General features: G+C 60.3%; 30 protein-coding genes, 1 pseudogene and 1 riboswitch. Of the genes and pseudogenes, 23 read left to right on the forward strand and 8 right to left on the reverse strand.

Features of this window, described 5'->3' with window-relative positions; genetic code table 11:
• Window positions 1-313 precede the first annotated feature (313 nt).
• Both KW849_RS21975 and KW849_RS31460 read left to right on the forward strand, forming a co-directional pair.
• Window positions 314-1051 (forward strand): DUF599 domain-containing protein, encoded by a 738-nt coding sequence (locus KW849_RS21975; RefSeq protein ID WP_108219050.1) that lies wholly within the window; start codon window positions 314-316, stop codon window positions 1049-1051.
• Window positions 1052-1060: 9 nt separating this feature from the next.
• Window positions 1061-1186: pseudogene (locus KW849_RS31460) on the forward strand (MAPEG family protein); the annotation flags it as partial.
• Between the two features lie 67 nt (window positions 1187-1253).
• Here KW849_RS31460 and KW849_RS21980 read toward each other — a convergent pair.
• Window positions 1254-1517 (reverse strand): hypothetical protein, encoded by a 264-nt coding sequence (locus KW849_RS21980; protein ID WP_108219049.1) that lies wholly within the window; start codon window positions 1515-1517, stop codon window positions 1254-1256.
• A gap of 158 nt (window positions 1518-1675) precedes the next feature.
• On the opposite strand from KW849_RS21980, the gene KW849_RS21985 reads away from it, so the two are divergent.
• The 4 genes from KW849_RS21985 (at window position 1676) to KW849_RS22000 (ending at window position 5382) form a co-directional block, all read left to right on the forward strand.
• Window positions 1676-2152 carry a PaaI family thioesterase gene (locus tag KW849_RS21985; RefSeq protein ID WP_218431249.1) on the forward strand — a complete coding sequence of 159 codons (477 nt, stop codon included), beginning with the start codon at window positions 1676-1678 and terminating at the stop codon, window positions 2150-2152.
• Window positions 2149-2601: a PaaI family thioesterase gene (locus KW849_RS21990; protein ID WP_008017871.1), complete on the forward strand. Its 453-nt coding sequence runs from the start codon at window positions 2149-2151 to the stop codon at window positions 2599-2601. The genes KW849_RS21985 and KW849_RS21990 overlap by 4 nt, the downstream gene beginning before the upstream one ends.
• A gap of 81 nt (window positions 2602-2682) precedes the next feature.
• Window positions 2683-4587 (forward strand): molecular chaperone HtpG, encoded by a 1905-nt coding sequence (htpG, locus tag KW849_RS21995; RefSeq protein WP_218431250.1) that lies wholly within the window; start codon window positions 2683-2685, stop codon window positions 4585-4587.
• 66 nt (window positions 4588-4653) lie between these two features.
• Window positions 4654-5382 carry a dienelactone hydrolase family protein gene (locus KW849_RS22000; protein ID WP_218431251.1) on the forward strand — a complete coding sequence of 243 codons (729 nt, stop codon included), beginning with the start codon at window positions 4654-4656 and terminating at the stop codon, window positions 5380-5382.
• Window positions 5383-5497: 115 nt separating this feature from the next.
• Here the strand turns inward: KW849_RS22000 and KW849_RS22005 are convergent, their stop codons facing one another.
• The 5 genes from KW849_RS22005 to purM all read right to left on the reverse strand — a co-directional run bounded on the left by KW849_RS22005 (window position 5498) and on the right by purM (window position 9410).
• Entirely contained in the window at window positions 5498-6358 is an 861-nt protein-coding gene (locus KW849_RS22005) for a pirin family protein (RefSeq protein WP_218431252.1), read from the reverse strand.
• 62 nt (window positions 6359-6420) lie between these two features.
• Complete coding sequence (locus tag KW849_RS22010) at window positions 6421-6837, reverse strand: OsmC family protein (RefSeq protein ID WP_218431253.1); 417 nt, start codon at window positions 6835-6837, stop codon at window positions 6421-6423.
• A gap of 142 nt (window positions 6838-6979) precedes the next feature.
• Window positions 6980-7693: a DUF3108 domain-containing protein gene (locus KW849_RS22015; RefSeq protein WP_108219042.1), complete on the reverse strand. Its 714-nt coding sequence runs from the start codon at window positions 7691-7693 to the stop codon at window positions 6980-6982.
• A gap of 8 nt (window positions 7694-7701) precedes the next feature.
• Entirely contained in the window at window positions 7702-8352 is a 651-nt protein-coding gene (purN, locus tag KW849_RS22020; RefSeq protein WP_218431254.1) for a phosphoribosylglycinamide formyltransferase, read from the reverse strand.
• A complete protein-coding gene (gene purM / locus KW849_RS22025) occupies window positions 8352-9410 on the reverse strand; it encodes a phosphoribosylformylglycinamidine cyclo-ligase (RefSeq protein WP_053156858.1) in 1059 nt (352 codons plus the stop codon). The genes purN and purM overlap by 1 nt, the downstream gene beginning before the upstream one ends.
• 386 nt (window positions 9411-9796) lie before the next feature.
• Between purM and KW849_RS22030 the strand changes: the two genes are divergently transcribed.
• The 7 genes from KW849_RS22030 to KW849_RS22060 all read left to right on the forward strand — a co-directional run bounded on the left by KW849_RS22030 (window position 9797) and on the right by KW849_RS22060 (window position 15951).
• Window positions 9797-10843, forward strand: a complete 1047-nt coding sequence (locus KW849_RS22030) for a DUF2066 domain-containing protein (RefSeq protein WP_218431255.1) — start codon at window positions 9797-9799, stop codon at window positions 10841-10843.
• 36 nt (window positions 10844-10879) lie between these two features.
• Window positions 10880-11953 carry an AI-2E family transporter gene (locus KW849_RS22035; RefSeq protein ID WP_218431256.1) on the forward strand — a complete coding sequence of 358 codons (1074 nt, stop codon included), beginning with the start codon at window positions 10880-10882 and terminating at the stop codon, window positions 11951-11953.
• 230 nt (window positions 11954-12183) lie between these two features.
• Window positions 12184-12888 (forward strand): DnaA regulatory inactivator Hda, encoded by a 705-nt coding sequence (gene hda / locus KW849_RS22040; RefSeq protein ID WP_007898944.1) that lies wholly within the window; start codon window positions 12184-12186, stop codon window positions 12886-12888.
• Window positions 12889-13110: 222 nt separating this feature from the next.
• Window positions 13111-13743 carry a C40 family peptidase gene (locus tag KW849_RS22045; protein WP_218431257.1) on the forward strand — a complete coding sequence of 211 codons (633 nt, stop codon included), beginning with the start codon at window positions 13111-13113 and terminating at the stop codon, window positions 13741-13743.
• 165 nt (window positions 13744-13908) lie between these two features.
• Window positions 13909-14445, forward strand: coding sequence for a C40 family peptidase (locus KW849_RS22050; protein ID WP_108219036.1), 537 nt, complete (start codon window positions 13909-13911; stop codon window positions 14443-14445).
• An 18-nt stretch (window positions 14446-14463) separates the two neighbouring features.
• Window positions 14464-15138, forward strand: coding sequence for a class I SAM-dependent methyltransferase (locus tag KW849_RS22055; protein WP_218431258.1), 675 nt, complete (start codon window positions 14464-14466; stop codon window positions 15136-15138).
• Between the two features lie 192 nt (window positions 15139-15330).
• The gene (locus KW849_RS22060; protein ID WP_218431259.1) at window positions 15331-15951 is read left to right on the forward strand and encodes a DUF1120 domain-containing protein; all 621 of its coding nucleotides are present in this window, start codon (window positions 15331-15333) and stop codon (window positions 15949-15951) included.
• Window positions 15952-16067: 116 nt separating this feature from the next.
• Here KW849_RS22060 and KW849_RS31465 read toward each other — a convergent pair whose 3' ends face one another.
• Both KW849_RS31465 and KW849_RS22065 read right to left on the reverse strand, forming a co-directional pair.
• Entirely contained in the window at window positions 16068-16193 is a 126-nt protein-coding gene (locus KW849_RS31465) for a hypothetical protein (RefSeq protein WP_256357343.1), read from the reverse strand.
• 122 nt (window positions 16194-16315) lie between these two features.
• Window positions 16316-16900 (reverse strand): hypothetical protein, encoded by a 585-nt coding sequence (locus KW849_RS22065; protein ID WP_218431260.1) that lies wholly within the window; start codon window positions 16898-16900, stop codon window positions 16316-16318.
• Between the two features lie 153 nt (window positions 16901-17053).
• Window positions 17054-17294, forward strand: a riboswitch (cobalamin riboswitch).
• 82 nt (window positions 17295-17376) lie between these two features.
• Between KW849_RS22065 and cobO the strand changes: the two genes are divergently transcribed.
• The 10 genes from cobO to KW849_RS22115 all read left to right on the forward strand — a co-directional run bounded on the left by cobO (window position 17377) and on the right by KW849_RS22115 (window position 26308).
• The gene (gene cobO / locus KW849_RS22070; protein ID WP_108219032.1) at window positions 17377-17988 is read left to right on the forward strand and encodes a cob(I)yrinic acid a,c-diamide adenosyltransferase; all 612 of its coding nucleotides are present in this window, start codon (window positions 17377-17379) and stop codon (window positions 17986-17988) included.
• Window positions 17985-19382: a cobyrinate a,c-diamide synthase gene (locus KW849_RS22075; RefSeq protein WP_218431261.1), complete on the forward strand. Its 1398-nt coding sequence runs from the start codon at window positions 17985-17987 to the stop codon at window positions 19380-19382. The genes cobO and KW849_RS22075 overlap by 4 nt, the downstream gene beginning before the upstream one ends.
• Complete coding sequence (gene bluB, locus KW849_RS22080) at window positions 19379-20029, forward strand: 5,6-dimethylbenzimidazole synthase (protein WP_218431262.1); 651 nt, start codon at window positions 19379-19381, stop codon at window positions 20027-20029. Before KW849_RS22075 ends, bluB begins: the two co-directional genes overlap by 4 nt.
• Window positions 20026-20934: an adenosylcobinamide-phosphate synthase CbiB gene (cbiB, locus tag KW849_RS22085; RefSeq protein WP_108219029.1), complete on the forward strand. Its 909-nt coding sequence runs from the start codon at window positions 20026-20028 to the stop codon at window positions 20932-20934. The genes bluB and cbiB overlap by 4 nt, the downstream gene beginning before the upstream one ends.
• Window positions 20927-21919 carry a threonine-phosphate decarboxylase CobD gene (cobD, locus tag KW849_RS22090; RefSeq protein WP_218431263.1) on the forward strand — a complete coding sequence of 331 codons (993 nt, stop codon included), beginning with the start codon at window positions 20927-20929 and terminating at the stop codon, window positions 21917-21919. Before cbiB ends, cobD begins: the two co-directional genes overlap by 8 nt.
• Window positions 21916-23367 carry a cobyric acid synthase gene (locus tag KW849_RS22095; protein WP_218431264.1) on the forward strand — a complete coding sequence of 484 codons (1452 nt, stop codon included), beginning with the start codon at window positions 21916-21918 and terminating at the stop codon, window positions 23365-23367. Before cobD ends, KW849_RS22095 begins: the two co-directional genes overlap by 4 nt.
• Window positions 23368-23428: 61 nt before the next feature.
• Complete coding sequence (cobU, locus tag KW849_RS22100; RefSeq protein ID WP_218431265.1) at window positions 23429-23950, forward strand: bifunctional adenosylcobinamide kinase/adenosylcobinamide-phosphate guanylyltransferase; 522 nt, start codon at window positions 23429-23431, stop codon at window positions 23948-23950.
• Window positions 23947-25002 carry a nicotinate-nucleotide--dimethylbenzimidazole phosphoribosyltransferase gene (gene cobT, locus KW849_RS22105; protein ID WP_218431266.1) on the forward strand — a complete coding sequence of 352 codons (1056 nt, stop codon included), beginning with the start codon at window positions 23947-23949 and terminating at the stop codon, window positions 25000-25002. The genes cobU and cobT overlap by 4 nt, the downstream gene beginning before the upstream one ends.
• Window positions 24999-25574, forward strand: coding sequence for an alpha-ribazole phosphatase family protein (gene cobC, locus KW849_RS22110; RefSeq protein WP_218431267.1), 576 nt, complete (start codon window positions 24999-25001; stop codon window positions 25572-25574). Before cobT ends, cobC begins: the two co-directional genes overlap by 4 nt.
• Window positions 25575-25576: 2 nt before the next feature.
• A complete protein-coding gene (locus KW849_RS22115) occupies window positions 25577-26308 on the forward strand; it encodes an adenosylcobinamide-GDP ribazoletransferase (RefSeq protein ID WP_218431268.1) in 732 nt (243 codons plus the stop codon).
• Window positions 26309-26376 lie beyond the last annotated feature (68 nt).

Below are 26376 nucleotides of genomic sequence, written 5' to 3' on the forward strand. Positions count from 1 at the left end.
GGAACGTCAGGCGCGACTCTCATCGTGGCGCGGGGCATGCCCCAGATAGACGCCGGATAGATTTAAGCAAGCCAACCACTTCACCCATTAATCAGTATTGCAAAAATGGGGGTGACCATAGATTTTTTTGTGAGGGATGCGGTGTCTTTTCCGTTGAGCTAACGTCGAAGCACTGCAACATCCTTTGTGGGAGCGAGCTTGCTCGCGATTGCGGCGGGTCAGTCGACAAACATGTTGAATGCAATACCGCCATCGCGAGCAAGCTCGCTCCCACAGGGGGTGTGTACTTCGTAAATACATCACAAGGACCTGCATGTCGTTCATCCAAGCCAACCTGATCCACATTCTTGCCGCTATCTGGTTCGTTATCTGCTGGGGCGGCTATACCCGCTATGCCACATGGAAGGGCCGTGATACGGCGTGCCTGGCCAGCGTTCTGCACCTTTATCGCGAAGACTGGATGCGCCGCATGCTGTTGCGCGACAACCGCATCGCCGATGCCAGCGTGATCGGCAATCTGGAGCGCAACGCTTCGTTCTTCGCCTCGAGTACGCTGATTATCCTGGCCGGTATTCTCACGGTGTTGGGGGCCTCGGAGCGGGCGGTATCGTTGCTGGCGGATATCCCGATGGTGCAGCAGGCTTCCCAGGGCATGTCAGAAATCAAGTTGCTGTGCCTGGCGCTGGTGTTTGTCTATGCGTTCTTCACGTTCAGCTGGTGCATGCGCCAGTACAACTTTGCAGCGATACTGGTGGGCTCGGCGCCGATGGTCGGTGAACGCCATGTGTCCGAGCAGGAGCGCAGGGCCTTTGCCGCCCGTGCAGCCCGTGTCATCTCCATGGCCGCCAACCAGTTCAACTTTGGCCTGCGCTCTTATTACTTCGGCATGACCATGCTGGCCTGGTTCGTTAGTCCATGGCTGTTCATGTTGATGAGTGCCGGTGTGGTTTTCGTATTGTATCGCCGCGAGTTTCACTCCGACGTTCTCGATGTGATGGTCTATACCCCTACAGAGGCGCCATCGTCCGAGGTGAATAAAGAAGCTGCCTGATCGGGCGTCCGCGTTGGCTATCCAATGTGTTACTGGAAGGATCTGTCCCGGCAGCGCAGTCTGGTTTGACTGGTGGGATTAATCTGTTTTTTGTTGTTGATGATTAGTCCGACTTTTCGCACGATTTTTCTCTAATCGCTTTTTTGCAGGCAAAAGAAAACCCGCACTTGGCGGGTTTTCTTTCATCACACAAAAAAACGGATTAGTACTTAGGCGCTTGTGGAGCGGCTGGAGCGGCTGGAGCGGCCTCTTTTGGCGCTTCTGCGTTCGATTCAGTCTGATCTTTGGCGGCTTCGGCGTTTTCTTTCGCCGCGTCGTTCACTTTATCCTGAGCTTCGTTCATTTTTTGCTGGGCTTGCTCAGCATGTTGGTTAGCATCTTGAGCTTTGTCCTCGGATTTTTTATCGCAGGCAGCGAGACCGAGGGAAGCGGTCAACATCAAGGCAATAGCTAAAGTCTTACGCATGGGGTGTTTCTCCTGATGAAAAGCATCTACTGGCCTTAAGAACCCAAGTATCAGCGTTAAGTTCCTTAATTCTTTCAGATATATAAGTTTGTTCTAATGCGGAACTTTTACCCGGACCGCCACTGCACTGTACGGATTTAAACAAGGGTTTTTATCAAATGGCTGAAAATCCCGTTTTTGAGCGTGCGACGCGCTTTCTGTCGGCGCTGCGACATTGTCAGGTACTTGGACTAAGCGTTCACAGCGCCAGCAGCGAAGGGCTGACGATAGTGCTGCCGTACAGCCCGCAGATCGTCGGCAATCCTGAAACCTGCGTGATTCATGGCGGGGCACTGACCTCGCTGATGGACACGGCCTGTGGCATGGCGACGCTCTGCGTACTCCCGGAGTTCGAGGTCTGCCCGACCCTCGACCTGCGCATCGACTACATGCACGCCGCCGAGCCGCATAAGAATGTCTACGGCTTTGCCCAATGCTATCGGGTCACCACTGACGTGATTTTTGCCCGTGGCTTCGCCTATCAGGATGACCCCGGGCAACCCATTGCCCATGTGGTGGGCACTTTCATGCGCATGGGCAAGGGCATCAAAGGTACCAAGGGCTTTGGTGGCGTGGTTGCCGGAGGTGCGCAATGAGTGAATCTCTGAAGGACCAATTGCAAAAGGCCCACGAGCAGGGCGATTACGCCTCGCTGCTGGATCTGATTCCCTATGCCCGGCTGATCGGCGTCGAATGTTCACGGGTGGGAGATGAGTTGCTGTTCAAGCTGCCTGCGAACAAAGACAACATTGGTAACCCTTTGTTGCCGGCGATTCATGGCGGTGTGATCGCCGGGTTCATGGAATTGGCTGCGGCACTGCACCTGTTGGTGTTTACCGGAACGCCCGGAGTGCCGAAGATCATCGACTTCTCCCTGGATTACCTGCGTGCCGGGCAGTTTCGCGATACCTGGGCCCGATGCCAGGTTTGCCGCCAGGGCCGCCGGGTCGCCAACGTGGCGATTACCGCCTGGCAAAGCACTGAGGCCGAACCCATTGCCACGGCCCGCGCACATTTCAAACTCGAAGAGCCCTTGAAATCCTGAACTCAGCCCCAAACTCTGAGGACAACCCGCCGTCGACCCTCAAGGTCGCGGCTTAAGCCATCTGATTGGAGTTTGATAACCATGAGTGTGGAAACTCAAAAGGAAACCCTGGGCTTCCAGACCGAGGTGAAGCAACTGCTGCATCTCATGATCCATTCGCTGTATTCCAACAAGGAAATTTTCCTTCGCGAATTGATCTCGAACGCCTCTGACGCTGTCGACAAATTACGTTTCGAAGCCCTGGCCAAGCCAGAGCTGCTGGAAGGTGGCGCCGAACTGAAAATCCGCGTGAGCTTCGACAAGGACGCTAAAACCGTCACCCTCGAAGACAACGGTATCGGCATGAGCCGCGAAGACGCGATCACCCACCTGGGTACCATCGCCAAGTCCGGCACCGCCGATTTCATGAAGCACCTGACCGGCGACCAGAAGAAAGACTCGCACCTGATCGGCCAGTTCGGTGTCGGTTTCTACTCCGCATTCATCGTCGCTGACAAAGTCGATGTGTTCAGTCGTCGTGCCGGCAGCGCTGCCAGCGAAGGCGTGCACTGGTCGTCCAAGGGCGAAGGTAACTTCGAAGTTGCGACCATCGACAAGGCCGAACGCGGCACTCGCATCGTCCTGCACTTGAAATCCGGTGAAGACGAGTTCGCCGATGGCTGGCGCCTGCGCAACATCATCAAGAAGTACTCCGACCACATCGCCTTGCCGATCGAGTTGCCCAAAGAAGTGGCAGCTGCCGAGGGCGAAGAGAAGCCTGCAGTTGAATGGGAAACCGTCAACCGCGCCAGCGCCCTGTGGACCCGTCCGCGTACCGAGATCAAGGACGAGGAGTACCAGGAGTTCTACAAGCACATCGCTCACGACTTCGAGAACCCGCTGAGCTGGAGCCACAACAAGGTCGAAGGCAAGCTGGAATACAGCTCGCTGCTGTACGTGCCGGCCCGTGCGCCGTTCGACCTGTACCAGCGTGAGGCGCCGAAAGGCCTGAAGCTGTACGTGCAGCGTGTGTTCGTCATGGATCAGGCCGAGTCCTTCCTGCCGCTGTACCTGCGCTTCATCAAAGGCGTGGTCGACTCTAACGACCTGTCGCTGAACGTGTCGCGGGAAATCCTGCAGAAAGACCCGATCATCGATTCCATGAAGTCGGCGCTGACCAAGCGCGTTCTGGACATGCTGGAAAAACTGGCGAAGAACGAGCCAGAGCAATACAAAGGCTTCTGGAAAAACTTCGGTCAGGTCATGAAAGAAGGCCCGGCCGAAGATTTCGCCAACAAGGAAAAAATCGCCGGCCTGCTGCGTTTCGCCTCGACCCTTGGCGACGATGGCGAGCAGGTTGTCGGCCTGGCCGAGTACCTGGCGCGCGCCAAGGAAGGCCAGGACAAGATCTACTACCTGACCGGCGAAACCTACGCGCAGGTCAAAAACAGCCCGCACCTGGAAGTCTTCCGCAAGAAAGGCATCGAAGTGTTGCTGTTGACCGACCGCATCGATGAGTGGCTGATGAGCTACCTCAACGACTTCGACGGCAAGAGCTTCGTCGACGTGGCGCGCGGTGACCTGGACCTGGGCAACCTGGATTCGGAAGAGGACAAGAAGGCTGCGCAAGAAGTCGCCAAGGCCAAAGAAGGTCTGGTCGAGCGTCTGAAGACCGCGCTGGGCGAATCCGTTGCGGAAGTTCGGGTGTCCCATCGCCTGACCGACTCCCCGGCGATCCTGGCCATCGGCGAGCAGGACCTGGGCTTGCAGATGCGCCAGATCCTGGAAGCCAGCGGCCAGAAGGTTCCGGATTCGAAGCCGATCTTCGAATTCAACCCGGCTCACCCGCTGATCGAGAAACTCGACAACGAGCAGAGTGACGAGCGCTTCGGCGACCTGTCGCATATCCTCTTCGATCAGGCGGCGCTGGCGGCCGGCGACAGCTTGAAAGATCCGGCGGCCTATGTGCGCCGTCTGAACAAGCTGTTGGTTGAGCTGTCGGCTTAACTAGGTTGCAGAAAACCCGCTTCGGCGGGTTTTTTCATTCTGGTGTTCAAAAATCAGGAGTCAGAAATGAGCCAAATCACTGTACGTTCCGTTGCCTATCAGATCGACGGCCAGGCTTACGAAAGCCGTCTGGCCTTCGATGCCGACCATAAAGGCCCGCGCCCGGGTTTGTTGATGGCGCCGAACTGGATGGGCGTCAGCGCCGGTGCCGAGGAGATCGCCAGGTCGGTGGCCTCCAAGGGTTATGTGGTACTGATCGCAGACCTTTACGGTCAATCGGTTCGTCCGACGAACAATGACGAGGCCGGCGCGGCCATGATGCCGTTGAAGAATGACCGCCCATTGCTGCGCAAGCGCATGCAGGTGGCGTTCGAGCAGCTGCAGAGTCAGGGTGAAGTGGCTGTCGATACTTCGAAACTGGCCACTTTCGGTTTCTGCTTCGGCGGTTGCTGCGCCCTGGAGCTCGCCCGTACCGGCGCACCAGTGAAAGTGACGGTATCGTTCCACGGCACGCTGGACACACCGAACCCGGCCGATGCGAAAAACATCAAGGGTAAGGTTCTGGTGCTGCACGGTGCCTCCGATCCATTGGTGCCGAAAGAGCAGTTGCCGGCGTTCGAAGATGAAATGAACGCGGCCGGCGTGGACTGGCAGTTGCTGAGCTACGGCGGTGCGTTCCATTCGTTCACCGACCCGCACGCCAACGTGCCGGGCATGATGATGTATGACGCCAAGGTGGCTGCCCGGGCCTTCACGTCGATGCATAACTTGCTGGATGAAGTGTTCAAGGGTTGACTACCCTTAAGGTCAAAAGATCGCCCGAGCGCGGACCGAGCCTTCGGCAGCTCCTACAGGGGTCGCGTATTACCTGTAGGAGCTGCCGAAGGCTGCGATCTTTTGATTTTTTAGCTTAAGGCAATTCGATCCGCTCGCTTTCCCCCGGCACCGTCGGCCAATCCCCGGCCGCCCAACGCCGGCGTGCTTCATCAATCGCCGCCGGATCGCTCGCGACAAAATTCCAGTTGATCCGCCGTGGCCCGTCCAGCGCAGCACCGCCGAACAACACGGCGTGACTGTCGCTTTCAGCAAACAGGGTCATCTCTTCCCCGGCAGGCAGTACCACCAGCGAATGCGGCTCCAGCGGCTCGCCATCCAGTTGCACCTCGCCGCTCAGAACATACAGCGCACGTTCTTCATGCTCGGTGGGGATCAGTAATGTCGTCGCCGTTTGCAGGTGCAGTTCCGCGTACAGCGTAGGAGAAAGCACCGGCACTGGTGATTCCAGGCAAAAGCCCGACCCGGCAATCATGCGGATCTTCACCCCCAGGTTTTCGCTGACCGGCAAAGTCGACGCCGGATGGTGACTGTAATGCCCCGGACCTTGCTCTTTGTCCTTGGGCGAAGCCAGCCAGATCTGCAAGCCGTGCATCGTGAAGCCGCTTTCTTTCAAGGCCTCAGGCGTGCGTTCGACGTGGGCGATGGCGCTGCCGGCCGTCATCCAGCTGACGTCGCCAGTGCCGACCACTTGATCGGAACCGAGGCTGTCCTTGTGCTGGATCTGCCCCTGGAACAAGTAGGTGAGGGTGGACAGGCCAATGTGCGGATGCTGGCGAATGTTCATGCCTTTGCCCGGTGGATAACGGGTTTCCAGCATGTGGTCGAAAAACACGAAGGGCCCGACGCTGCGGCACTTGGCCGATGGCAGCGGGCGAAGAATCGGCTGGCCCTCGACATCTTCGGTGCGGGGGCGGATCACGAGCGGAGTGTTCATGGTGCGTTCCAGGCTGAGCGGGTGATGCGTTCGAGCATAACCCGCTTGCGCAGCCCTTGCCGCTATTGGCTGAACGCGCCTTCGGACAAATGCGTTTCTATGCTGACTTCAGACGTGGTCATCAGCTTGTGGATCGGGCAGCGATCGGCCACGCGGTGCAGCTCTTCGCGCTGGGCGTCGGTGAGTACGCCCTTGAGGGTCAGTTTGACGTGCAGCGCGTATTGGCCTTTCTGTTCCTGACTGTTGTCGCGCTTGACCTCCACGCCGACACCAGTCAGCGGGATGTTCTTCTTTTTGGCATACAGCTTCAGGGTCAGGGCCTTGCAGGCGCCTAGCGCGGCATCGAAATAATCGTGCGGTTCCGGCGCAGAGCCATCACCGCCGGCCGTGACGGGCACGTCGGCGAAGAGTTCGTGGTCATCGATTTGTACGCTGTGGCGAAAACCTTCGGCAGAAACGGTGTTGACAGTAACGGTCATGGGAAACCTCGCAGGCGACAGGAGAACTCATTCGATCAAAAAAGACCTTGTAGGTATAGAACCATCGCGCTTGTCGGGTGTTCCAATTTTCGATCCCACAAAAAAGCCCCGCGATTGCGGGGCTTCATGGCATAGATCCGGATCAGCTGCCTTTGACTTCCTTGCCGTTGACCGTGCCGTTCAGGAGCATGATGTTGTACTCCTTGCCGTCTGTTTCGACTTGTTGCAGGCGGACCAGCAGGTAATCCCAATCCTTGGCGAACCACATCACGGTAATGCGTTTGTTCTGTGTCGGGTCGCGTACACGTTCAACCTTGATTGCATCGATCTTGCCGGCCTTGGTGTCGACCTTTTCCGGGCCCAGCACGCGGAAGTCATAGGTGTCGACTTCATCGCCGTCGACTACCTGATAGCTCATGCTTTTCTTGCCGGCAGCAACGTCCTGCTGCAAGGCCAGCTGGTAGGTGGATTTGTCGACCATGCCACGGTTCAGCGCAACCTTTACCGGATCACCGCGATCGGTGCCGGTGATCATCTTGGTGTTCCAGTCGAAATCCAGATCCGATTTCTTGGCTTTGCCCAGACCGCCGCGTTCAAAGTGGTACGACACGGGAAGGAGCGTGTCCTTGTCCTGTGTCAGGGTGCTTTCCTCGGACAGGCTGGCGATCATCATCGATGCCTTGAAACTCAGTTTCCATTTGCCATCACTGGTTTTTTCGAGGTTGCGCTCGGCAGTGCCACTCATGGGCAGCTGTTTCCAGTCGGCGGTGTAGCTGGCGGAGAAAGGTTGAAGTTCTGCCGCCTGGGCGAAGGGCAAGGCGAGCAGAGCGCAAGCGAAGAGCAGGGCGCGACGCATAAAATCTCCTAGGTTCGAATCAAGTGGCCGCTGGCCGCGAGTAACTGTCCGTCCAGTAAAGCACCTTGTTCACCGAGTGATAAACGACCTTCGGCAAACCAGCGTACGGCCATCGGGTAGATCAGGTGTTCCTGAACATGGACTCGCTGCGCCAGACTCTGCGGCGAATCCTGTAACTCTACCGGTATTACAGCCTGTACGACCAGTGGTCCGCCATCGAGTTCCTCGGTGACGAAGTGCACGGAGCAGCCGTGCTCGGTGTCGCCGGCCTCCAGTGCGCGCTGATGAGTGTGTAACCCTTTGTATTTGGGTAGCAGCGAAGGATGGATATTGAGCAGGCGACCCTGATAGTGGCGTACGAAGCCAGCGCTGAGAATGCGCATGAATCCGGCCAGTACCACGAGTTCGGGGTTGAAGGCGTCGATCAGTTCGATCAGCGCGGCGTCGAAGGCCTCGCGACCTTCGAAAGCCTTGTGATCCAGGGTGCGGGTATCGATACCCGCGTCCCTGGCGCGTTGCAGGCCGTAGGCGTCGGCGCGGTTGGAGATCACCGCAGCGATGCGAACCGGGCTGTCGCCGGTCCGTGCGCTGTCGATCAAGGCCTGCAGGTTGCTGCCGGTGCCGGACAACAGCACCACCACATCACAGGTCTGGGACATCAATGAGCCTTGAGGTTCTTCAGTTCGACCTGAGCCGCGCCTTCGGCAGCGGTGGAGATCTGGCCGATGACCCAAGGCTGCTCGCCCGCTTCACGCAGCACGTTCAGCGCGGTTTCAACGTGCTCTTGAGCAACGCAGATAACCATGCCCACGCCGCAGTTCAGCACGCGGTGCATTTCGTTTTCGTCAACGTTGCCTTTCTCTTGCAGCCAGTCGAACACGGCAGGACGGGTCCAGCTCGCAACGTCAACCACGGCTTGTGCGCCCTTTGGCAGAACGCGCGGGATGTTGTCCAGCAGGCCACCACCGGTGATGTGGGCCATGGCTTTGACCGCGCCGGTTTCCTTGATCAGCTTGAGCAGCGGCTTCACGTAGATGCGGGTCGGGGCCATCAGCAGGTCGGTCAGCGGCTTGCCGTCGAGCTGGGTGTTTTCGATGTCGGCGCCGGATACTTCGATGATCTTGCGGATCAGCGAGTAGCCGTTGGAGTGCGGGCCGGAAGACGGCAGGGCGAGCAGGGCATCGCCAGCAGCAACCTTGGAGCCGTCGATGATTTCGGATTTTTCCACGACGCCGACGCAGAAACCGGCCAGGTCGTAGTCTTCGCCTTCGTACATGCCCGGCATTTCAGCGGTTTCGCCGCCAACCAGCGAGCAGCCGGACAGTTCACAGCCAGCACCGATGCCGGTCACGACCTGGGTCGCGGTTTCGACGTTCAGTTTGCCAGTGGCGTAGTAGTCGAGGAAGAACAGCGGCTCGGCGCCGCACACCACCAGGTCGTTCACGCACATGGCAACCAGGTCGATGCCGATGCTGTCGTGCTTGTTCAGGTTCAGGGCCAGGCGCAGCTTGGTGCCAACGCCGTCAGTACCGGAAACCAGCACCGGCTGCTTGTAGCCGGCCGGGATTTCGCAGAGGGCGCCGAAACCGCCCAGGCCGCCCATGACTTCCGGGCGCGCAGTGCGCTTGGCGACGCTCTTGATGCGTTCGACCAATGCTTCGCCGGCGTCGATGTCTACACCGGCGTCTTTGTAGCTCAGGGAGGGTTGCTTGCTCATGATCCAGGCCTTTAGGGGGGGATTTCTGGGTAACGACCGAGTCCGTCGGGAACGCCGAAACTGCGTAGGCGAGAGCCATGCGCGCTATTCGGACACTACCCGGCTGTTGCCGGTCTGCGAAGGCGCGCGATTTTATCAGGCTTGAGCCGCAGCGGCCATCCTCAGGCCGACAGCAGGACCATATCCGTTCAAAAAAAACCGTTAATGCGTGGTGTCGGTGGCATCCTGCATGGCTGTATAAGGTGTCGCGATTAACCGTCTATCGTTATGACAGTGCGAAAACTTACCCGGTACGTGTGAATGTTTTGCGTCGGGCAATGGTCACAGCCTTGCTCGATCGCTTTCATGCGGTCTGTTCCAGCCGCTCTTGTCGTCAGGAATCCTCCATGCGTTTTTGTAAATTCTTGCTTGTGAGTTGTTTGTCAGTGGTCAGCCTGGCCAGTCATGCCGAAACCGTCAAAGGCCTTTACCAGGTACGCGAGCCGGTGAATGGCCAATCGCCCGAGGAGCGTGAACAGGCGACCCAACGTGCGTTGGATACATTGGTGTTGCGCCTGACCGGTGACCCCAAGGCCGCTCAAAGTCCGGGGCTGGCGGCGATTCGCAAAGACCCGCAACAGATCATCAGCCAATACGGCTTTGATGCCGGGCCGCCGGAAGTCCTGAAAGTCGATTTCGATCCGGGCACCACCGAGCAGGCCTTGCGCCGCGCCGGCCTGGCGATGTGGGGGGCCAATCGGCCGTCGATCCTCGGCTGGTGGTTGAATGACTCCACCGAGGGTTCAAGTCTGGTGGGCGACGGTCAGGCCAGCGCGGCGCCATTGCGTCGGGCTGCTCAACACCGTGGTTTGCCATTGCGCTTGCCATTGGCAGACCTGAACGAACAGATCGTCGCGACCGCGCCGAATCTGGAAGGCGCAGATCCCGCGCCATTGAATGCCGCTTCGGAGCGCTACAACGCCGACGCCTTGCTCGCGGTACACGCCAAGGAGGAGGGCGGGCAGTGGCAAGCCAAGTGGCAATTGTGGCTGGGGGATAAAAAAGAGGCCGGCAGCGTGCAAGGCGCCGATCAGGCCGCCGTGGCCGATGCGGTGATGCTGGCGGTCAACGAGCGCCTGGCGCCGCGGTTTGTTGCCAGGGCCGGTGCTTCGAGTGAGCAATTGCTGGAGGTGCAAGGCATGAATCTTGAGCACTACGCGTCCCTTGGGCGCTTGCTGGAGCCATTTGGCGGGCGTGTGCAAAGTGTCGACGGCGACCGGATTGTCTATAGGGTCAATGGCAGCGCCGATCAACTGCGTGCACAACTGTCGCTGGCGAGGCTGCAGGAAGCGCCAGCTGGTCAGGCCCCAGCCCCGGCAGTGCCGGTTCAACCTGCCGCCGGTGGTGCGGTGCCTGCCCCAGCCCCGACACCGCAGCTGCGTTTTCGCTGGTAGTTTTTCTTTCTTTATATAGAAGCAATGGAGTGGTTCATGGCCGATAGGCGGTGTTGGTTCTGGCTCGGTGGGGTGGTCCTGCTCTGTGCGTTTGTCTGGTTGTTGCATCCGATCCTGACGCCGTTCCTGGTGGCGCTGCTGTTGGCCTACCTGTTCGACCCGCTGGTGGATCGGCTGGAGAAGGCCGGCTTGTCTCGAACCTGGGGTGTCGTGGCGGTGTTTACCCTGTTTACATTGATCTTCACCGCGCTGCTGTTGGTATTGGTACCGCTGCTCGCCAGGCAGTTGTTTCGTTTGTATGAGCTGGCCCCGCAGATGCTCGACTGGCTACAACACACGGCGCTGCCCTGGGTGCAATCGAAGTTCGGCCTGTCGGAAGGTTTCTGGAAGTTCGACAAGTTGAAGGCAGCCATCAGCGAGCATATGAGTCAGACCACTGATGTTGTCGGTGTCGTGTTGAGCCATGCCACGGCCTCGGGGCTGGCGTTGATCGGCTGGCTGGCGAATCTGGTGCTGATCCCGGTGGTGAGCTTCTATCTGTTGCGCGATTGGGACTTGATGATGTCCAGGATCCGCAGCCTGCTGCCCCGTGATCGTGAAGCGCGCGCGGTATCCCTGGCGGGTGAATGCCACGAAGTGCTCGGAGCCTTCGTTCGCGGACAGTTGCTGGTGATGGTGGCCTTGGGTGTGATCTACGCAGCAGGCCTGATGCTGGTCGGATTGGAACTTGGCTTGTTGATTGGCCTGATTGCCGGTCTGGCGGCGATCGTGCCGTACATGGGTTTTATCATCGGCATTGGTGCGGCGCTGCTTGCGGGGTTGTTCCAGTTCGGTGGTGATCTTTACCCGATGCTCGGCATTGTCGCGGTGTTCATGGTCGGCCAGGTGCTGGAGGGTATGGTGCTGACGCCATTGCTGGTTGGTGACCGGATTGGCCTGCACCCGGTGGCGGTGATTTTCTCGATTCTGGCCGGTGGTGAGCTGTTTGGCTTTACCGGTGTGCTATTGGCATTGCCGATCGCGGCGGTGATCATGGTGCTGGTACGTCATGTGCATGATTTGTATAAGGATTCTGAGATCTACGGGAGTGTCGACGAGCCGGAGTTGTAAGGGGCGTCGAAGGGTGATGGCGGGTTGCCCGGGTTCATGCCGGGTCAGCCTGCTTGCATCGCGCGACTGTCACATGCACCGCCAAAGAAACTGTCATAAAACCGATGCATTAACGCAAACCTTTGATTTTGCTTGTGGTCTGTCGCATTGTGCGGCCCGGCTCACGGGTATAAACTTCGCAAACTTTACACAGAGGCCACTAACGGTTCCTTTGGAACTGTTCAGTCAGGATGAAACCGATTCAGCTGCCCCTAGGTGTGCGTCTGCGTGACGACGCCACCTTTATCAATTACTACCCAGGCGCCAATGCCGCTGCACTCGGCTATGTCGAGCGGCTGTGCGAAGCCGACGCCGGCTGGACCGAGAGCCTGATATACCTTTGGGGCAAGGATGGGGTAGGGCGTACGCATCTGTTGCAGGCCGCCTGCCTGCGCTTTGAGCAATTGGGGGAGCCTGCGGTCTATCTGCCGCTGGCCGAGCTGCTCGATCGCGGTATTGAAATTCTCGACAACCTTGAACAGTACGAACTGGTCTGTCTCGATGACCTGCAGGCGGTTGCCGGCAAGGCGGACTGGGAAGAGGCGCTGTTCCATCTGTTCAATCGCTTGCGCGACAGCGGCCGACGCTTGCTGATTGCCGCGTCGACATCCCCCCGTGAGTTGCCGGTGAAGCTGGCGGATCTCAAGTCGCGCCTGACTCTGGCCTTGATCTTCCAGATGCGCCCGCTTTCCGATGAGGACAAATTGCGCGCCCTGCAATTGCGCGCATCTCGTCGCGGACTACACCTGACCGACGAAGTCGGGCATTTCATTTTGACTCGCGGTACCCGCAGCATGAGTGCGCTGTTCGAGCTGCTCGAGCGTCTCGATCAGGCCTCCCTCCAGGCTCAGCGCAAGCTGACAATCCCGTTTTTGAAAGAAACCCTCGGCTGGTAAACCCGCTGAATCCGGGGCTTTTAGCCAGTTCGGCGAATTACAGGCAGCATAAACCCCGCTTTCCTGCCCGGATGCAGGCTGCGCGTATGTTTAAAATGGGCTTAAGCGCTTAGATGTAAACGGGAAACGGATAAGTCACAAAAAGATCGATTGAATTTGCAAATGAGGATGATAGCGGGCATAGTCTCGGCTTCTTTACAACTATCAGCCACGGTCGTGCCCATGCTAAACCGCTTCGCACCCCTCGTGCCTCTCGCACTCGTCACCCTGTTGTTCGGTTGTGCTGCCCACACTCCGGTGTCCCGGCAAGCCCCGCAACAACAGGTTCAAAACTCTGCTACCGCTCAGTCTTCCGCTCTTTATCAGGAAGAGCTTGTAACCGAAAAAGAACTGGCCGACTTCGCTGGCGGCAAGTCCTACCAGCTTCCGGTTCTGGCCGACAGCATCCTCGAACGTGGCATGTCCCTGATCGGTACCCGTTACCGTTTCGGCGGTACTTCTGAAGCCGGCTTCGATTGCAGCGGTTTCATCGGTTACCTGTTTCGTGAAGAAGCGGGCATGAACCTGCCACGCTCCACCCGCGAAATGATCAACGTGGACGCTCCCCTGGTCTCGCGCAGCAAGCTTGAGCCGGGCGACCTGCTGTTCTTCGCAACCAATGGCCGTCGTGGCCGTGTCAGTCACGCCGGGATCTACCTGGGTGACAACCAGTTCATCCACTCCAGCAGCCGCCGCAGCGGTGGTGTGCGGATCGATAGCCTGGGCGACAGTTACTGGAACAAGAGCTTCATCGAAGCCAAGCGCGCCCTGGCGATGGCACCTAACGCGTCGCCAATCGTCACTGCACGTAAATAAGCGCACAGACTGTAAGGTAAACTTAAAGTCTTACTTGAAGTTTGCCATATAACCGCTAAAATCCTGATGTATGAATGATGGCAAACCGCCTGCGTCCCGCGCAGGCGGTTTTCTTTTCTGCACTCCCGGCAGAAAAAGCCGCAGCCAGATCAGGATGCTCTGCTTATGACGACGTCGGCCCGCCTCGCAATCATGTTCTTCGCAGCACTGCTCAGTGCCTGCGCCAGCCGCACACCGCCACCAGCACAGGTGGTTCGCGCTCCTATCGTATTTGGATCCCCACAAGCTTTTTCGCCCGAGGCGGAAGACGTGCTGTTTCGCGCGCTCGGCCTGGTGGGCACGCCTTATCGTTGGGGTGGTAATACGCCGGATTCCGGATTTGATTGCAGCGGCCTTATCGGTTATGTGTATCGCGATGTCGCCGGTATTTCCTTGCCGCGCACCACTCGCGAAATGATCTCCATGCAAGCGGCGAATGTGGGCAAGGAAGGCCTGCAAACCGGTGACCTGATTTTCTTCGCCACCAATGGCGGTTCCCAGGTCAGTCATGCCGGCATCTACGTGGGAGAGGGGCGCTTCGTCCACGCACCGGCCACCGGCGGCACCGTGAAGCTCGACAGTTTGTCCAAGGCCTATTGGCAAAAAGCGTATTTGAGCGCCAAGCGTGTTCTGCAGCCTGAACATCTGGCGCGCAACCCGTAATGTCCGGAGCTGCTGATCATGACTGCTCGCACGCTTAATCTCGACGACGCCCTGTACCAATACCTGCTCGATGTCTCCCTGCGCGAAACGCCACTGCTCAAGCGCTTGCGCGATGAGACCCAGGCACTGCCGATGGCACGTTGGCAGGTGGCTCCGGAGCAGGGGCAGTTTCTCGCTTTGCTGGTGAAGCTGACAGGGGCCAGGTGCTTGCTCGAAGTCGGCACTTTCACCGGTTACAGCGCCCTGTGCATGGCGTCGGCATTGCCGGCTGACGGCTCGCTGATCTGCTGTGATATCCCAGGCGACTACAACGCCATCGCACGACGGTACTGGCAGGAGGCGGGGCTCGCCGGACGAATTGACCTGCGCCTGGCCCCGGCGCTGGAAACCCTCGCCGAGCTTGAACGGCAAGGGCAGGGCGGGCAGTACGACCTGGTGTTCATCGATGCCGACAAGGCCAACTACCCGAGTTATCTGGAGCACGCCCTGCGATTGCTGCGGGTCGGCGGGCTGGCGGTGTTCGACAATACGCTGTGGAGTGGTCGTGTGCTGGAGGACAATCCCGAAAGCGCTGACACCCGTGCCATCCAGGCGCTCAATCGTGCCTTGAAGAACGATGCAAGGGTGGATTTGTCGTTATTGCCGTTAGGCGATGGTTTGACGCTGTGTCGTAAACGGCAGTTATCCTTTTGAAAGCATCGGGCCAGATCCAACGGTGAATGACTTGGTTTCCATGCTGGCGTATTACGTGTCTTGATACTAAATGCGTTGCCTTTTCGTATTTGTTGCATTCCTTCCTTTTGCTCTGCTCTCTAGATTGCGCTTATCCAGCAGTCCGGTCGTATTGGCTCGAGCTGCAATCACCCCAAATACGAAGAGCAATACATGAATAAGACACTGACCCTACTTAGCAGCGCATTCCTTCTTGCGGGAGCGTCTTGCGCTTTCGCTGCCTCCAGCACGGACCTGACGGTCACCGGCACCATCACGCCGGCTGCGTGCACGCCGAGCCTGTCGAACGGCGGTCTCGTGGACAATGGCAAGATCTCGGCAAAGGACCTCAATCCAACCCAGAATACTGAACTTGGCAAGCACCCACTGCAATTGACCGTGGCTTGTGATGCATCGACTCAATTCGCGCTGAACCCGATCGATAACCGAGCTGGTACGGCATCAACCAGCGGTTGGTTTGGCCTTGGACTCACCGACGCGAACGAAAAACTCGGTTTTGTTTACGTCGCTGTCAGAAACGCTTTGGCGGATGGGCAACCGGCAAGCGCGATCAGCTCCGAAGACGAAGGTCTGACTTGGGAATCAACCGGCTGGACGATTGCCGGCGTCCTTTTATCAGTAGGTTCCGCCTCCGACTCCAGTGCACCGATTGCAGTAAAAGACCTGACGATGGATTTTGAGGTTCAAACCTTCATCGCCCCCGCCAACAACCTGACCCTGACCGACGAGGTGGACATGGACGGCTCGGCGACATTTGAAATGAAGTACCTGTAAGTTCCCAGCTCTAAGCCGCTCGTGGTGTCCATGCGAACAATGGTTCAGTGCTGTCTCTCGTCCCTTCGGAGCATTCACTGTTAGTTGCCGAACACCGCAACCTTTTTTGCCGTTGATTATCTGGCGGCCGACACCCGCCACACCTTGTTCCCTGCGTCATCGGCCACCAACAGGTTACCCTGCCGGTCGATCACCACGCCCACCGGGCGACCCATGGCGTGGGAGATCCAGGTCTTCGGCAAAAGCGGCGAGCCCTGTGCAGAGCGCGATAACGAGAGCGTGCAGGGGTGTGCGCATGCGGGTCTTCCCTATGAGTGCCTTGTTCCAATCATAGAGAAGCGTTGTCGTGCGATGGTTTAACGCCTCAGCCGCGAGCTTCCTTGAACAGCACCGCAATGCCGGGGTGATAGTGGCCGGCTTCGTTGCGCAATTTGCGATAGGCGTATGGGAAATACCAGGCGACCGCGCAGGTGTGCTCCTTTTGCAGGTCGTCGACCATGTCCTGGAGTTCTTCCGGCGTGGCGCCCTGCTGGGCTTTTTGCGGGGCGACGAACAGGCAGCCGAGTTTCAGGTCGCTGGCATGGCTCACGCGCTTCGCATCGCTGGCGATGTCGAGCAGGGCCTGGCTCAGGTTGAGGCTGTTGACCCGTGGCCAGCGCTGGGTGGTCTGGAGGTAGGCGCGGGTTTCGGGCGAGGCGAGGAACAGGTCGGCGCGGCTGTTGCGCTCGCCTTCTTCGGTCTGTTTGCGGGTTGGCGTCTGTTGCAGCGTGACCATCTCGGCCATCCAGGCCGCGGCAGACAGCAGTCCGAGATTGGCTTTCTCGTCGTGCCAGTACGGTGTGTCGCCATCACCGCGGACGGCGTTGTAGCGGTCGATGCATTCGAACCAGCGCTCGAGCACCGGGCGCAGGAATTCCAGCTTTGGATTGCTGATGATCATGCCTTGCATGGGCTCACCCTTATTGTTGTGTTGTGAGGTTGTGGCTCTTTGATATCACTGCTGAGAGCGTGGCACAAGATTGACGTCAGTTTATTGATTGATGGCAGTCAATCGGTCGATCGCCTCCCGGCTTTAATTGACGCTCCACCCCCAACCCTCTAACCTTCGCGGCTTGTTTCAGGTGCTCTGTGGCTTGGGTCGACAGGGTGAAACAGGGAAGCCGGTGAGTGAGTTCTTCTGATGGTCGAAGGCCCGCAATTCCGGCGCTGCCCCCGCAACGGTAAATGAGTGAAAACTGTGTCTGATGCCACTGTGTCGATTCGATTCGATGCGGGAAGGCGCACAGTCTGGCCCCTTGGGCCACTCATGAGCCCGGAGACCGGCCTGATTCATCCAGCGGCATCACGGTGGGCGATGCCAGGCTTAGTTGCCTTCTATTCTTGTGCCTGCCCGCCGTTATTCCTGCCTCAACGGAGAGCTCCCCCATGACTGATACCCCCGATCGTGACGAACGCCATCTGGCGCGCATGCAGCGCAAAAAAGCCGTGATTGACGAGCGCATCGCCAATGCCCCGAACGAATGTGGCCTGCTGCTGGTGTTGACCGGCAACGGCAAGGGCAAGAGCAGTTCGGCCTTCGGCATGCTTGCCCGCGCCATGGGGCACGGCATGCAATGCGGCGTGGTGCAATTCATCAAGGGCCGCAACAGCACCGGAGAAGAGCTGTTCTTCCGGCGCTTTCCCGAGCAAGTGCGCTTTCATGTGATGGGCGAAGGTTTTACCTGGGAAACCCAGGACCGCCAGCGCGACATCGCCGCCGCCGAAGCCGCCTGGGCGGTGTCGCAGCAACTGCTGCGCGATCCGTCCATCGGTCTGGTGGTGCTCGATGAGCTGAACATCGCCCTCAAGCACGGCTACCTCGATCTCGATCAGGTGCTCAGCGACTTGCAGGCCCGGCCGCCGATGCAACACGTGGTGGTCACCGGTCGTGCCGCCAAGCCGGAAATGATCGAGATGGCTGACACCGTCACCGAAATGGGCGTGATCAAACACGCCTTTCAAGCCGGGATCAAAGCGCAGAAAGGCGTCGAATTGTGAGTCAGCCTCGGCACTGCCCGGCGGTACTGATTGCCGCGCCGGCTTCCGGCCAGGGCAAGACCACCGTCACCGCGGCGCTGGCCCGACTGCATCGCAATCAGGGGCGCAAGGTCCGTGTGTTCAAGTGCGGCCCCGATTTTCTCGATCCGATGATCCTCGAGCGCGCCAGCGGTGCGCCGGTGTATCAGTTGGACATGTGGATGGTTGGTGAGCAAGAAAGTCGCCGGCTATTGTGGCAAGCCGCCGCTGAAGCCGACCTGATCCTGATCGAAGGTGTCATGGGGCTGTTCGACGGTACGCCGTCGAGCGCCGATCTGGCGCGGCATTTCGGTGTACCGGTGCTGGGTGTGATCGATGGCACTGCCATGGCCCAGACCTTTGGCGCCCTGGCCTTGGGGCTGGCGCGTTATCAGCCGGACTTGCCGTTCGCCGGCGTGTTGGCCAATCGCGTCGGCACGTTGCGCCACGCGCAACTGCTCGAAGGCAGCCTGACTGAAGGTTTGCGTTGGTACGGCGCGCTGTCCCGGGAAACCGGGATCGAACTGCCGAGCCGGCACCTGGGGCTGGTGCAGGCCAGTGAACTGAACGATCTCGACCTGCGCCTCGATGCGGCCGCCGATGCCCTGGCCAGCAGTTGCGAGGTTGCGCTGCCGCCGGCGGTCGAGTTCGCCGCCCCTGATGTCATCGCGGTCGAACCGCTGCTGGCCGGTGTGTGCATTGCCGTCGCTCGCGATGAAGCCTTTGCGTTCACCTACGGCGCGAGCCTGGATTTGCTGCGGGCGATGGGCGCCGAGTTGTCGTTCTTCTCGCCGATCCGCGACCGTGCATTGCCGGAGGCCGACAGCCTGTATCTGCCGGGTGGTTACCCGGAGCTGCACCATGTCGCGCTGGCGCAAAACACCGCGATGCTCGATGCGATCCGCGCCCACCATCGGGCAGGCAAACCGTTGCTCGCCGAGTGTGGCGGCATGCTGTATCTGCTCGACTCCCTGACCGATGTCGAGGGCACTCGCGCCGAACTGGTTGGCTTGCTGGCCGGTGATGCGGTCATGCAAAAGCGTCTGGCCGCGCTGGCGTTGCAGGCGGTGGAACTGCCGGAAGGTTCGCTGCGCGGGCACACCTATCACCATTCGCTGACCACCACAGAGCTGGCGCCGATAGCCCGTGGCTTGAGCCCCAATGGCGGGCGCGGGGCGGAGGCGGTCTACCGTGAGGGGCGGATGACCGCCTCTTACGTGCATTTTTATTTCCCGTCGAACCCTTCGGCGATTGCCGCGCTGTTTGCGCCGGACCTTGAAGCCGCCTTCGCTGCGATGCGGCGATCCGACAAGCCAGCTCCTACAATGGATCAGCTAGCCCCTGTAGGAGCTGGTTTGCCAGCGAAACGGCCATGACGGACAACGCATTCTCTGAAGCCGAACGCGCAGCGGTCTATCGCGCCATCGCCGAACGCCGCGACATGCGCCACTTCAACGGCGGCACCGTCGAGCCAGAATTGCTGCGGCGCCTGCTCGAGGCCGCACATCAGGCACCGAGTGTCGGCCTGATGCAGCCTTGGCGCTTCATTCGCATCAGTGATCGCGCCTTGCGTGGGCAAATCCAGGCCCTGGTGGAAGAGGAGCGTATCCGCACCGCCGAAGCCCTCGGCGAGCGCAGCGACGAGTTCATGAAGCTCAAGGTCGAAGGCATCAACGATTGCGCCGAGGTACTGGTCGCCGCACTGATGGACGATCGCGAGCAGCATATCTTCGGCCGCCGCACCTTGCCGGAAATGGACATGGCCTCGCTGTCCTGTGCGATCCAGAACCTGTGGCTGGCGTCCCGCGCCGAAGGGCTGGGCATGGGCTGGGTGTCGCTGTTCGAACCGCAAGCCCTGGCCGATTTGTTGAAGTTGCCACCGGGAGCCAAGCCTCTGGCCGTGCTGTGCCTGGGGCCGGTGAAGGAGTTCTATCCGGCACCGATGCTGGTGCTCGAAGGCTGGGCGCAGGCGCGTCCGCTACATGAATTGCTGTATGAAAATTATTGGGGAGTAAGTCAATGAGTGTGGCGTTGTTGAGTGTCGCCGCGGTTGCGCTGGATGCGCTGCTGGGCGAACCCAAACGCTGGCATCCGCTGGTGGCGTTCGGCCGTTTTGCCGACCGCATCGAGCAACGTTTCAACGGCGGCGGTCGCGGTTGGCGCAGTCATGGCGTCACCGCGTGGGTGATTGCCGTGTTGCCGCTGACATTGCTGGTCACGGCATTGTCCTGGGCGCCTTACGTCGGCTGGATCGTCGAGATTCTCGCGCTCTATTGCGCCCTCGGCATGCGCAGCCTCGGTGAGCACGTCACGCCTGTGGCCAAGGCATTGCGCGGCGATGATCTTGATGAAGCGCGCAAACGCGTGAGTTATCTGGTCAGCCGTAAAACCAGTGATCTGGATAAAACCGAAGTCGCCCGTGCCGCTACCGAGTCGGTGCTGGAGAACGGCAGCGACGCAGTGTTCGCGGCGTTGTTCTGGTTTGCCGTGGCGGGTGCGCCGGGCGTGGTGCTCTACCGCCTGAGCAATACCCTGGATGCGATGTGGGGTTATCGCAATGAGCGCTTCGAACGGTTCGGCTGGGCGGCGGCGAAGGTCGACGACGTGCTCAATTACATACCTGCGCGCCTGGTGGCACTGACTTACGCGCTGCTGGGCAAAACCCGGCTGGCGTTGAAATGCTGGCGCACCCAGGGCCCGACCTGGGACAGCCCGAATGCCGGCCCGGTGATGGCGGCAGGGGCGGGCGCGCTTGGTGTCGAGTTGGGCGGGGCGGCGATTTATCATGGCGAACTGCATCAGCGTCCGCAGTTGGGCGAAGGCGTGCCGGCGGATGCCGACTCCATTGATCGGGGCTGGCAATTGGTCCAGCGCGGGGTATGGTTATGGCTGCTGATTCTCTGCCTGGGGGCCGAATTTTATGCTTGAGCACGGGGGGCGATTGCGCAAGGCGGCGCTTGAATACGGCATAGATGAAGCCGACTGGCTGGACCTGTCGACGGGCCTTGCGCCCTGGCCGTTCCCGGTGCCGGATATTCCGTTGCGGGCCTGGGCCCGTCTGCCGGAAGCGGACGATGGCCTGGAGCAAGCCGCCTGTGATTACTACGGCACCTTGCAGGCATTGCCGGTGGCCGGTTCGCAAATGGCAATCCAGCTGCTGCCGCGATTACGTCGGGCGGGCAAGGTCGGCGTGCTGTCGCCGTGTTATGCCGAGCACGCTGAAGCGTGGCGTCGTAACGGCTACATCGTGCGTGAAGTACTGGAGCACGAAGTCGACTTCTTTATCGACAGTTTTGACGTGCTGGTGGTGGTCAATCCGAATAACCCCACGGGCCTGAACCTCACCCCCAGTCGCCTGCTCGACTGGCACGCGCGGCTGGCCCAGCGCGGTGGCTGGCTGGTGGTGGACGAAGCGTTCATGGATAACACGCCGCATCTGAGCCTGGCTCCATATGCCCATCAAGTCGGGTTGATCGTCTTGCGCTCCTTCGGCAAATTTTTCGGCCTGGCCGGAGTGCGCCTGGGGTTTGTGCTGGCCGAGCGCAAGTTGCTCAAGTTACTGGCTGAACAAGTGGGGCCCTGGGCCGTGAGCGGGGCGACCCGGGTAGTGGGTCAGGCCTGCCTGCGCGATACCGAGGGGCATACGCGGCAACGGGTGCGCGCCGATGAGGCCAGCGAGCGCCTTGCGTCGTTGCTGGCGCAACACGGCTTCGAGCCTCAGGGCGGCTGTGCGCTGTTCCAGTGGCTGATCACCGAGCGCGCCGAAGAACTGCATGAATTCATGGCCCGGCGTGGCATTCTCCTGCGGCTGTTCACGCACAACAGCAGCCTGCGATTCGGCTTGCCCGGTGACGAAATCGCCTGGGTACGACTGGCGCGGGCGTTCGAAGATTTCGCGAAGGAAAACCAATGACCACGCTGATGGTGCAGGGCACCACATCGGATGCCGGTAAAAGCACGCTGGTAACCGCGCTGTGCCGTTGGGTCACACGTCAGGGCATAAGGGTGGTGCCGTTCAAGCCGCAGAACATGGCACTCAACAGTGCGGTGACCGCTGACGGTGGCGAGATCGGCCGCGCGCAGGCGGTTCAGGCCCAGGCCGCGCACCTCGAACCGCACACCGACATGAACCCGGTGTTGCTCAAGCCCAACAGTGATACCGGCGCTCAGGTGATCATCCATGGCCGCGCCGTCACGACCATGAACGCCGTCGCCTATCACGACTACAAAACCATCGCCATGCAAGCGGTGCTGGCTTCCCACGAGCGCTTGAGCGCGGCGTATCCGGTGGTGATGGTCGAGGGCGCAGGCTCGCCGGCGGAAATCAATCTGCGGGCCGGCGATATTGCCAACATGGGCTTTGCCGAAGCGGTGGATTGCCCGGTGCTGCTGATCGCCGATATCAATCGCGGCGGGGTTTTCGCCCACCTGGTAGGCACCCTCGAACTGCTGTCGCCGAGCGAACAGGCGCGGGTCAAAGGCTTCGTCATCAATCGTTTTCGTGGCGACATCGCGTTGCTGCAACCCGGTCTCGACTGGCTCGAAGAGCGCACCGGGAAACCGGTGATCGGCGTGCTGCCGTACGTGATGGATCTGCACCTGGAGGCCGAGGACGGCATCGATCAACGCCAGACCGATAAAGCTGAACAGGTGCTGAAAGTGCTGGTGCCGGTGCTGCCGCGCATCAGCAACCACACAGATTTCGATCCGCTGCGCCTGCATCCGCAAGTGGACCTGCAATTCATCGGCCCCGGCCAGGCGATTCCACCCGCCGACCTGATCATCCTTCCTGGCTCGAAAAGTGTGCGCAGCGACCTCGCGTACCTGCGGGCCAACGGCTGGGACACCGCCATCGCCCGGCATCTGCGTTACGGCGGAAAACTGCTGGGGATTTGTGGCGGCCTGCAAATGCTCGGTGAGCAGGTGCATGACCCGCTGGGCCTCGAAGGTGCGCCGGGTTCCAGTGCCGGGTTGGGGCTGCTGGCGTTCCAGACCCAGCTCGAACAAGAGAAGCAGTTGCGCAATGTGCGTGGTCGCCTGGCGCTGGAAGATGCGCCGGTATCAGGCTATGAAATTCATGCCGGCGTGACTACCGGACCGGCGCTGGAACATGCCGCCGTGCATCTGGATGACGGCCGCTGTGATGGTGCGCAAAGTGCGGACGGGCAGATATTCGGCACCTATCTGCACGGACTGTTCGAGTCCCCGGCGGCGTGCAGTGCGCTGTTGCGCTGGGCGGGTTTGCAGGAGGTGCAGGACGTGGATTACCACGCCTTGCGCGAGCGTGATATCGAACGGCTGGCGGATCTGGTGGAGAAGCATCTGGATACCGGGCTGTTGCGGCAGCTCTGCGGGATATAAGGCGCCTGCCATGGCCTCATCGCGGGCCAGTCGCCTCACCGAAGATTTCAAGGAAACAACCATGCTCCAACTGATCCTCGGCGGCGCCCGCTCCGGCAAGAGTCGCCTGGCTGAAAAACTCGCCATCGACTGCGCGCTGGCCGTGACCTACATCGCCACCAGCCAGCCACTCGATGGAGAAATGAGCGAGCGGGTGGCTCATCATCGCGCCCGGCGCCCTGCCGAATGGGCATTGATCGAAGAACCGCTGGAACTGGCCCGGGTGCTGCGCGAATCCGCCCGTGCCGACGGTTGCCTGCTGGTGGATTGCCTGACCCTGTGGCTGACCAATCTGCTGATGCTCGACGATGCCGAGCGTTTGCAAATCGAGCGCGATGCCTTGCTGGACTGCCTGGCGTCGCTGCCGGGTGAAATCATTTTTGTCAGCAACGAGACCGGAATGGGTGTCGTGCCGCTGGGCGAATTGACTCGCCGCTATGTCGATGAAGCCGGTTGGCTGCATCAAGCTCTGGCTGAGCGTTGTCAGCGTGTCGTCCTGACCGTCGCCGGCCTGCCCCTGACTTTGAAAGGAACTGCGTTATGACTCAATCCTGGTGGCTGACCCCCTGCAAGCCGGTCGATACCCAAGCGGTCGAACAGGCGCAGGCGCGGCAGCAGCAACTGACCAAACCGGCCGGCTCCCTCGGCCAGCTGGAATCGGTGGCGGTGCAACTGGCGGGTTTGCAGGGGCGGGTCAAACCGAGTCTGGAACAAGTGTGGATCGCGATTTTTGCCGGTGATCATGGCGTCGTCGCCGAGGGTGTGTCGGCGTTTCCCCAGGAAGTGACCGGGCAGATGCTGCACAACTTCGTCAGCGGCGGTGCGGCGATCAGCGTACTGGCGCGGCAGTTGGGCGCTTCCCTTGAGGTGGTGGACCTCGGCACGGTGACGCCATCGCTGAACCTGCCGGGCGTGCGGCACCTGAATGTCGGCCCGGGCACGGCGAATTTTGTCCAGGGACCGGCCATGACCGAGGCCCAGGGGCAACTCGCCATGCAGGCCGGCCGTGACAGCGTGCAGCGGGCGATTGCTACCGGTGCGCAGTTGTTTATCGGTGGCGAAATGGGCATCGGCAACACTACCGCTGCCAGCGCCTTGGCGTTTGCGCTGCTCGATTGCCCGGTGGGCCACTTGACCGGGCCAGGCACCGGGCTCAACGCTGAAGGTGTCAGCCACAAAGCCCAAGTGATCGAACGCGCCTTGGCATTGCATGGCGCGCAGCGTGGCGATGCCTTGCAGACCCTGTTCAACCTCGGCGGTTTTGAGATCGCCGCGCTGGTCGGTGCCTATCTCGCCTGTGCCCAGGAGGGTGTCGCGGTGCTGGTGGATGGCTTCATTTGCAGCGTCGCAGCGCTGGTTGCGGTGCGCTTGAATCCTGAATGCCGTGAGTGGCTGTTGTTCGGCCATCGCGGCGCCGAGCCGGGGCATCGTCATGTGCTGGAAACCCTGAAGGCGCAGCCATTGCTCGATCTTGGCCTGCGCCTGGGCGAAGGCAGTGGCGCGGCGTTGGCTGTGCCGCTGCTGCGTCTGGCTTGCGACCTGCACGGGCAGATGGCGACTTTCGCCGAAGCCGCCGTGGCAGATCGACCGGTATGACCTTGCGCGTGGATCTGTTGCGGCACGGTGAAACCGAACTCGGCGGTGGTCTGCGCGGCAGTATCGATGATGCGTTGACCGATTTGGGCTGGGCGCAGATGCGCGCCGCCGTGGTCGGCCAAGGGCCGTGGGATCGGCTGGTCAGTTCGCCGTTGCAGCGTTGTGCGCGGTTTGCCGAGGAACTCGGTGCGCAGCAGGGTTTGCCGGTGCACCTGGATAAAGACCTGCAAGAGTTGCATTTCGGCGCCTGGGAAGGGCAGAGCGCGGCGGCGTTGATGGAAACCGACGCGCAGGCGCTGGGCTTGTTCTGGGCCGATCCGTATTCGTTCACGCCGCCTCAGGGTGAGCCGGTAGCAGACTTTTCGGCGCGGGTGCTGGCGGCGCTGGAGCGTTTGCACGCGACCTGTGCCGGTGAGCGCGTTTTGCTGATCAGCCATGGCGGTGTGATGCGCCTGTTGCTGGCACAGGCTCGCGGGCTGCCACGAGAGCAACTGCTCAACGTTGAGGTCGGGCATGGCGCAGTGTTTTCGCTGACGCTGGACTCTGCTGGCGTATTGAAGGAAGTGCTCTGACCATGCTGCCATTCTGGATCGCCCTGCAATTTCTCAGCAGCCTGCCGATTCGCCTGCCCGGCATGCCTGAGCCCCGGGAACTGGGGCGGTCGTTGCTGTTTTATCCGCTGGTGGGATTACTCTTTGGCGCGATTCTGTGGGCAGTCAACTGGCTGCTGCTGGGCACGCCGACCTTGCTGCACGCGGCGTTACTGCTGAGCGTTTGGGTACTGATCAGTGGCGGGTTGCATCTGGATGGCCTGGCGGACAGCGCCGATGCCTGGCTCGGCGGTTTTGGCGACCGCGAGCGTACGCTGACCATCATGAAAGACCCGCGCAGCGGGCCGATCGCGGTGGTGACGCTGGTGCTGGTGCTGTTGCTCAAGTTCACCGCGTTGCTGGCGCTGATCGGGCAACAGCATTCGTTGGCATTGATCATCGTGCCGTTGATAGGGCGCAGTGCATTGCTCGGCTTGTTCCTGACCACGCCCTATGTGCGCGCCGGTGGCCTGGGCCAGGCATTGGCCGATCATCTTCCGCGTTCGGCGGGCAGGCAGGTGCTGGCGGTCAGCGCGCTGGCTTGTGTGCTGATTGCCGGTTTGAGTGGTGTGGTGGCGGTGATGCTGGCGGCGCTGGGGTTTGTCTGGCTGCGCCAGGTGATGCTGCGGCGCCTGGGCGGCACGACGGGGGACACGGCGGGCGCGATGCTGGAGTTGATGGAGGTTGCGGTGCTGGTAGGCTTGGCGCTGGCCTGACAGTCCCCGATAGCGATCTTCAGGACGCCATCCAACCACTGAACAAAACCCAAGTAACTTGATTTAAC

Source organism: Pseudomonas sp. PDM26, from assembly GCF_019219185.1.
In the GTDB taxonomy this organism is placed as follows: domain Bacteria; phylum Pseudomonadota; class Gammaproteobacteria; order Pseudomonadales; family Pseudomonadaceae; genus Aquipseudomonas.

Coding starts and splice junctions, on each gene's coding strand:
- KW849_RS22050 (WP_108219036.1), top strand. CDS start 13,909: ATGACGACGTCGGCCCGCCTCGCAATCATGTTCTTCGCAGCACTGCTC.
- KW849_RS21990 (WP_008017871.1), top strand. CDS start 2,149: ATGAGTGAATCTCTGAAGGACCAATTGCAAAAGGCCCACGAGCAGGGC.
- hda (WP_007898944.1), top strand. CDS start 12,184: ATGAAACCGATTCAGCTGCCCCTAGGTGTGCGTCTGCGTGACGACGCC.
- KW849_RS22030 (WP_218431255.1), top strand. CDS start 9,797: ATGCGTTTTTGTAAATTCTTGCTTGTGAGTTGTTTGTCAGTGGTCAGC.
- bluB (WP_218431262.1), top strand. CDS start 19,379: ATGACGGACAACGCATTCTCTGAAGCCGAACGCGCAGCGGTCTATCGC.
- KW849_RS22000 (WP_218431251.1), top strand. CDS start 4,654: ATGAGCCAAATCACTGTACGTTCCGTTGCCTATCAGATCGACGGCCAG.
- KW849_RS21985 (WP_218431249.1), top strand. CDS start 1,676: ATGGCTGAAAATCCCGTTTTTGAGCGTGCGACGCGCTTTCTGTCGGCG.
- KW849_RS22035 (WP_218431256.1), top strand. CDS start 10,880: ATGGCCGATAGGCGGTGTTGGTTCTGGCTCGGTGGGGTGGTCCTGCTC.
- KW849_RS22065 (WP_218431260.1), bottom strand. CDS start 16,900: ATGCAAGGCATGATCATCAGCAATCCAAAGCTGGAATTCCTGCGCCCG.
- cobO (WP_108219032.1), top strand. CDS start 17,377: ATGACTGATACCCCCGATCGTGACGAACGCCATCTGGCGCGCATGCAG.
- cobD (WP_218431263.1), top strand. CDS start 20,927: ATGCTTGAGCACGGGGGGCGATTGCGCAAGGCGGCGCTTGAATACGGC.
- cobU (WP_218431265.1), top strand. CDS start 23,429: ATGCTCCAACTGATCCTCGGCGGCGCCCGCTCCGGCAAGAGTCGCCTG.
- KW849_RS22115 (WP_218431268.1), top strand. CDS start 25,577: ATGCTGCCATTCTGGATCGCCCTGCAATTTCTCAGCAGCCTGCCGATT.
- purM (WP_053156858.1), bottom strand. CDS start 9,410: ATGAGCAAGCAACCCTCCCTGAGCTACAAAGACGCCGGTGTAGACATC.
- purN (WP_218431254.1), bottom strand. CDS start 8,352: ATGTCCCAGACCTGTGATGTGGTGGTGCTGTTGTCCGGCACCGGCAGC.
- cbiB (WP_108219029.1), top strand. CDS start 20,026: ATGAGTGTGGCGTTGTTGAGTGTCGCCGCGGTTGCGCTGGATGCGCTG.
- cobT (WP_218431266.1), top strand. CDS start 23,947: ATGACTCAATCCTGGTGGCTGACCCCCTGCAAGCCGGTCGATACCCAA.
- KW849_RS22010 (WP_218431253.1), bottom strand. CDS start 6,837: ATGACCGTTACTGTCAACACCGTTTCTGCCGAAGGTTTTCGCCACAGC.
- KW849_RS22045 (WP_218431257.1), top strand. CDS start 13,111: ATGCTAAACCGCTTCGCACCCCTCGTGCCTCTCGCACTCGTCACCCTG.
- KW849_RS21975 (WP_108219050.1), top strand. CDS start 314: ATGTCGTTCATCCAAGCCAACCTGATCCACATTCTTGCCGCTATCTGG.
- KW849_RS21980 (WP_108219049.1), bottom strand. CDS start 1,517: ATGCGTAAGACTTTAGCTATTGCCTTGATGTTGACCGCTTCCCTCGGT.
- htpG (WP_218431250.1), top strand. CDS start 2,683: ATGAGTGTGGAAACTCAAAAGGAAACCCTGGGCTTCCAGACCGAGGTG.
- KW849_RS22060 (WP_218431259.1), top strand. CDS start 15,331: ATGAATAAGACACTGACCCTACTTAGCAGCGCATTCCTTCTTGCGGGA.
- KW849_RS22005 (WP_218431252.1), bottom strand. CDS start 6,358: ATGAACACTCCGCTCGTGATCCGCCCCCGCACCGAAGATGTCGAGGGC.
- KW849_RS22015 (WP_108219042.1), bottom strand. CDS start 7,693: ATGCGTCGCGCCCTGCTCTTCGCTTGCGCTCTGCTCGCCTTGCCCTTC.
- KW849_RS22095 (WP_218431264.1), top strand. CDS start 21,916: ATGACCACGCTGATGGTGCAGGGCACCACATCGGATGCCGGTAAAAGC.
- KW849_RS22055 (WP_218431258.1), top strand. CDS start 14,464: ATGACTGCTCGCACGCTTAATCTCGACGACGCCCTGTACCAATACCTG.
- cobC (WP_218431267.1), top strand. CDS start 24,999: ATGACCTTGCGCGTGGATCTGTTGCGGCACGGTGAAACCGAACTCGGC.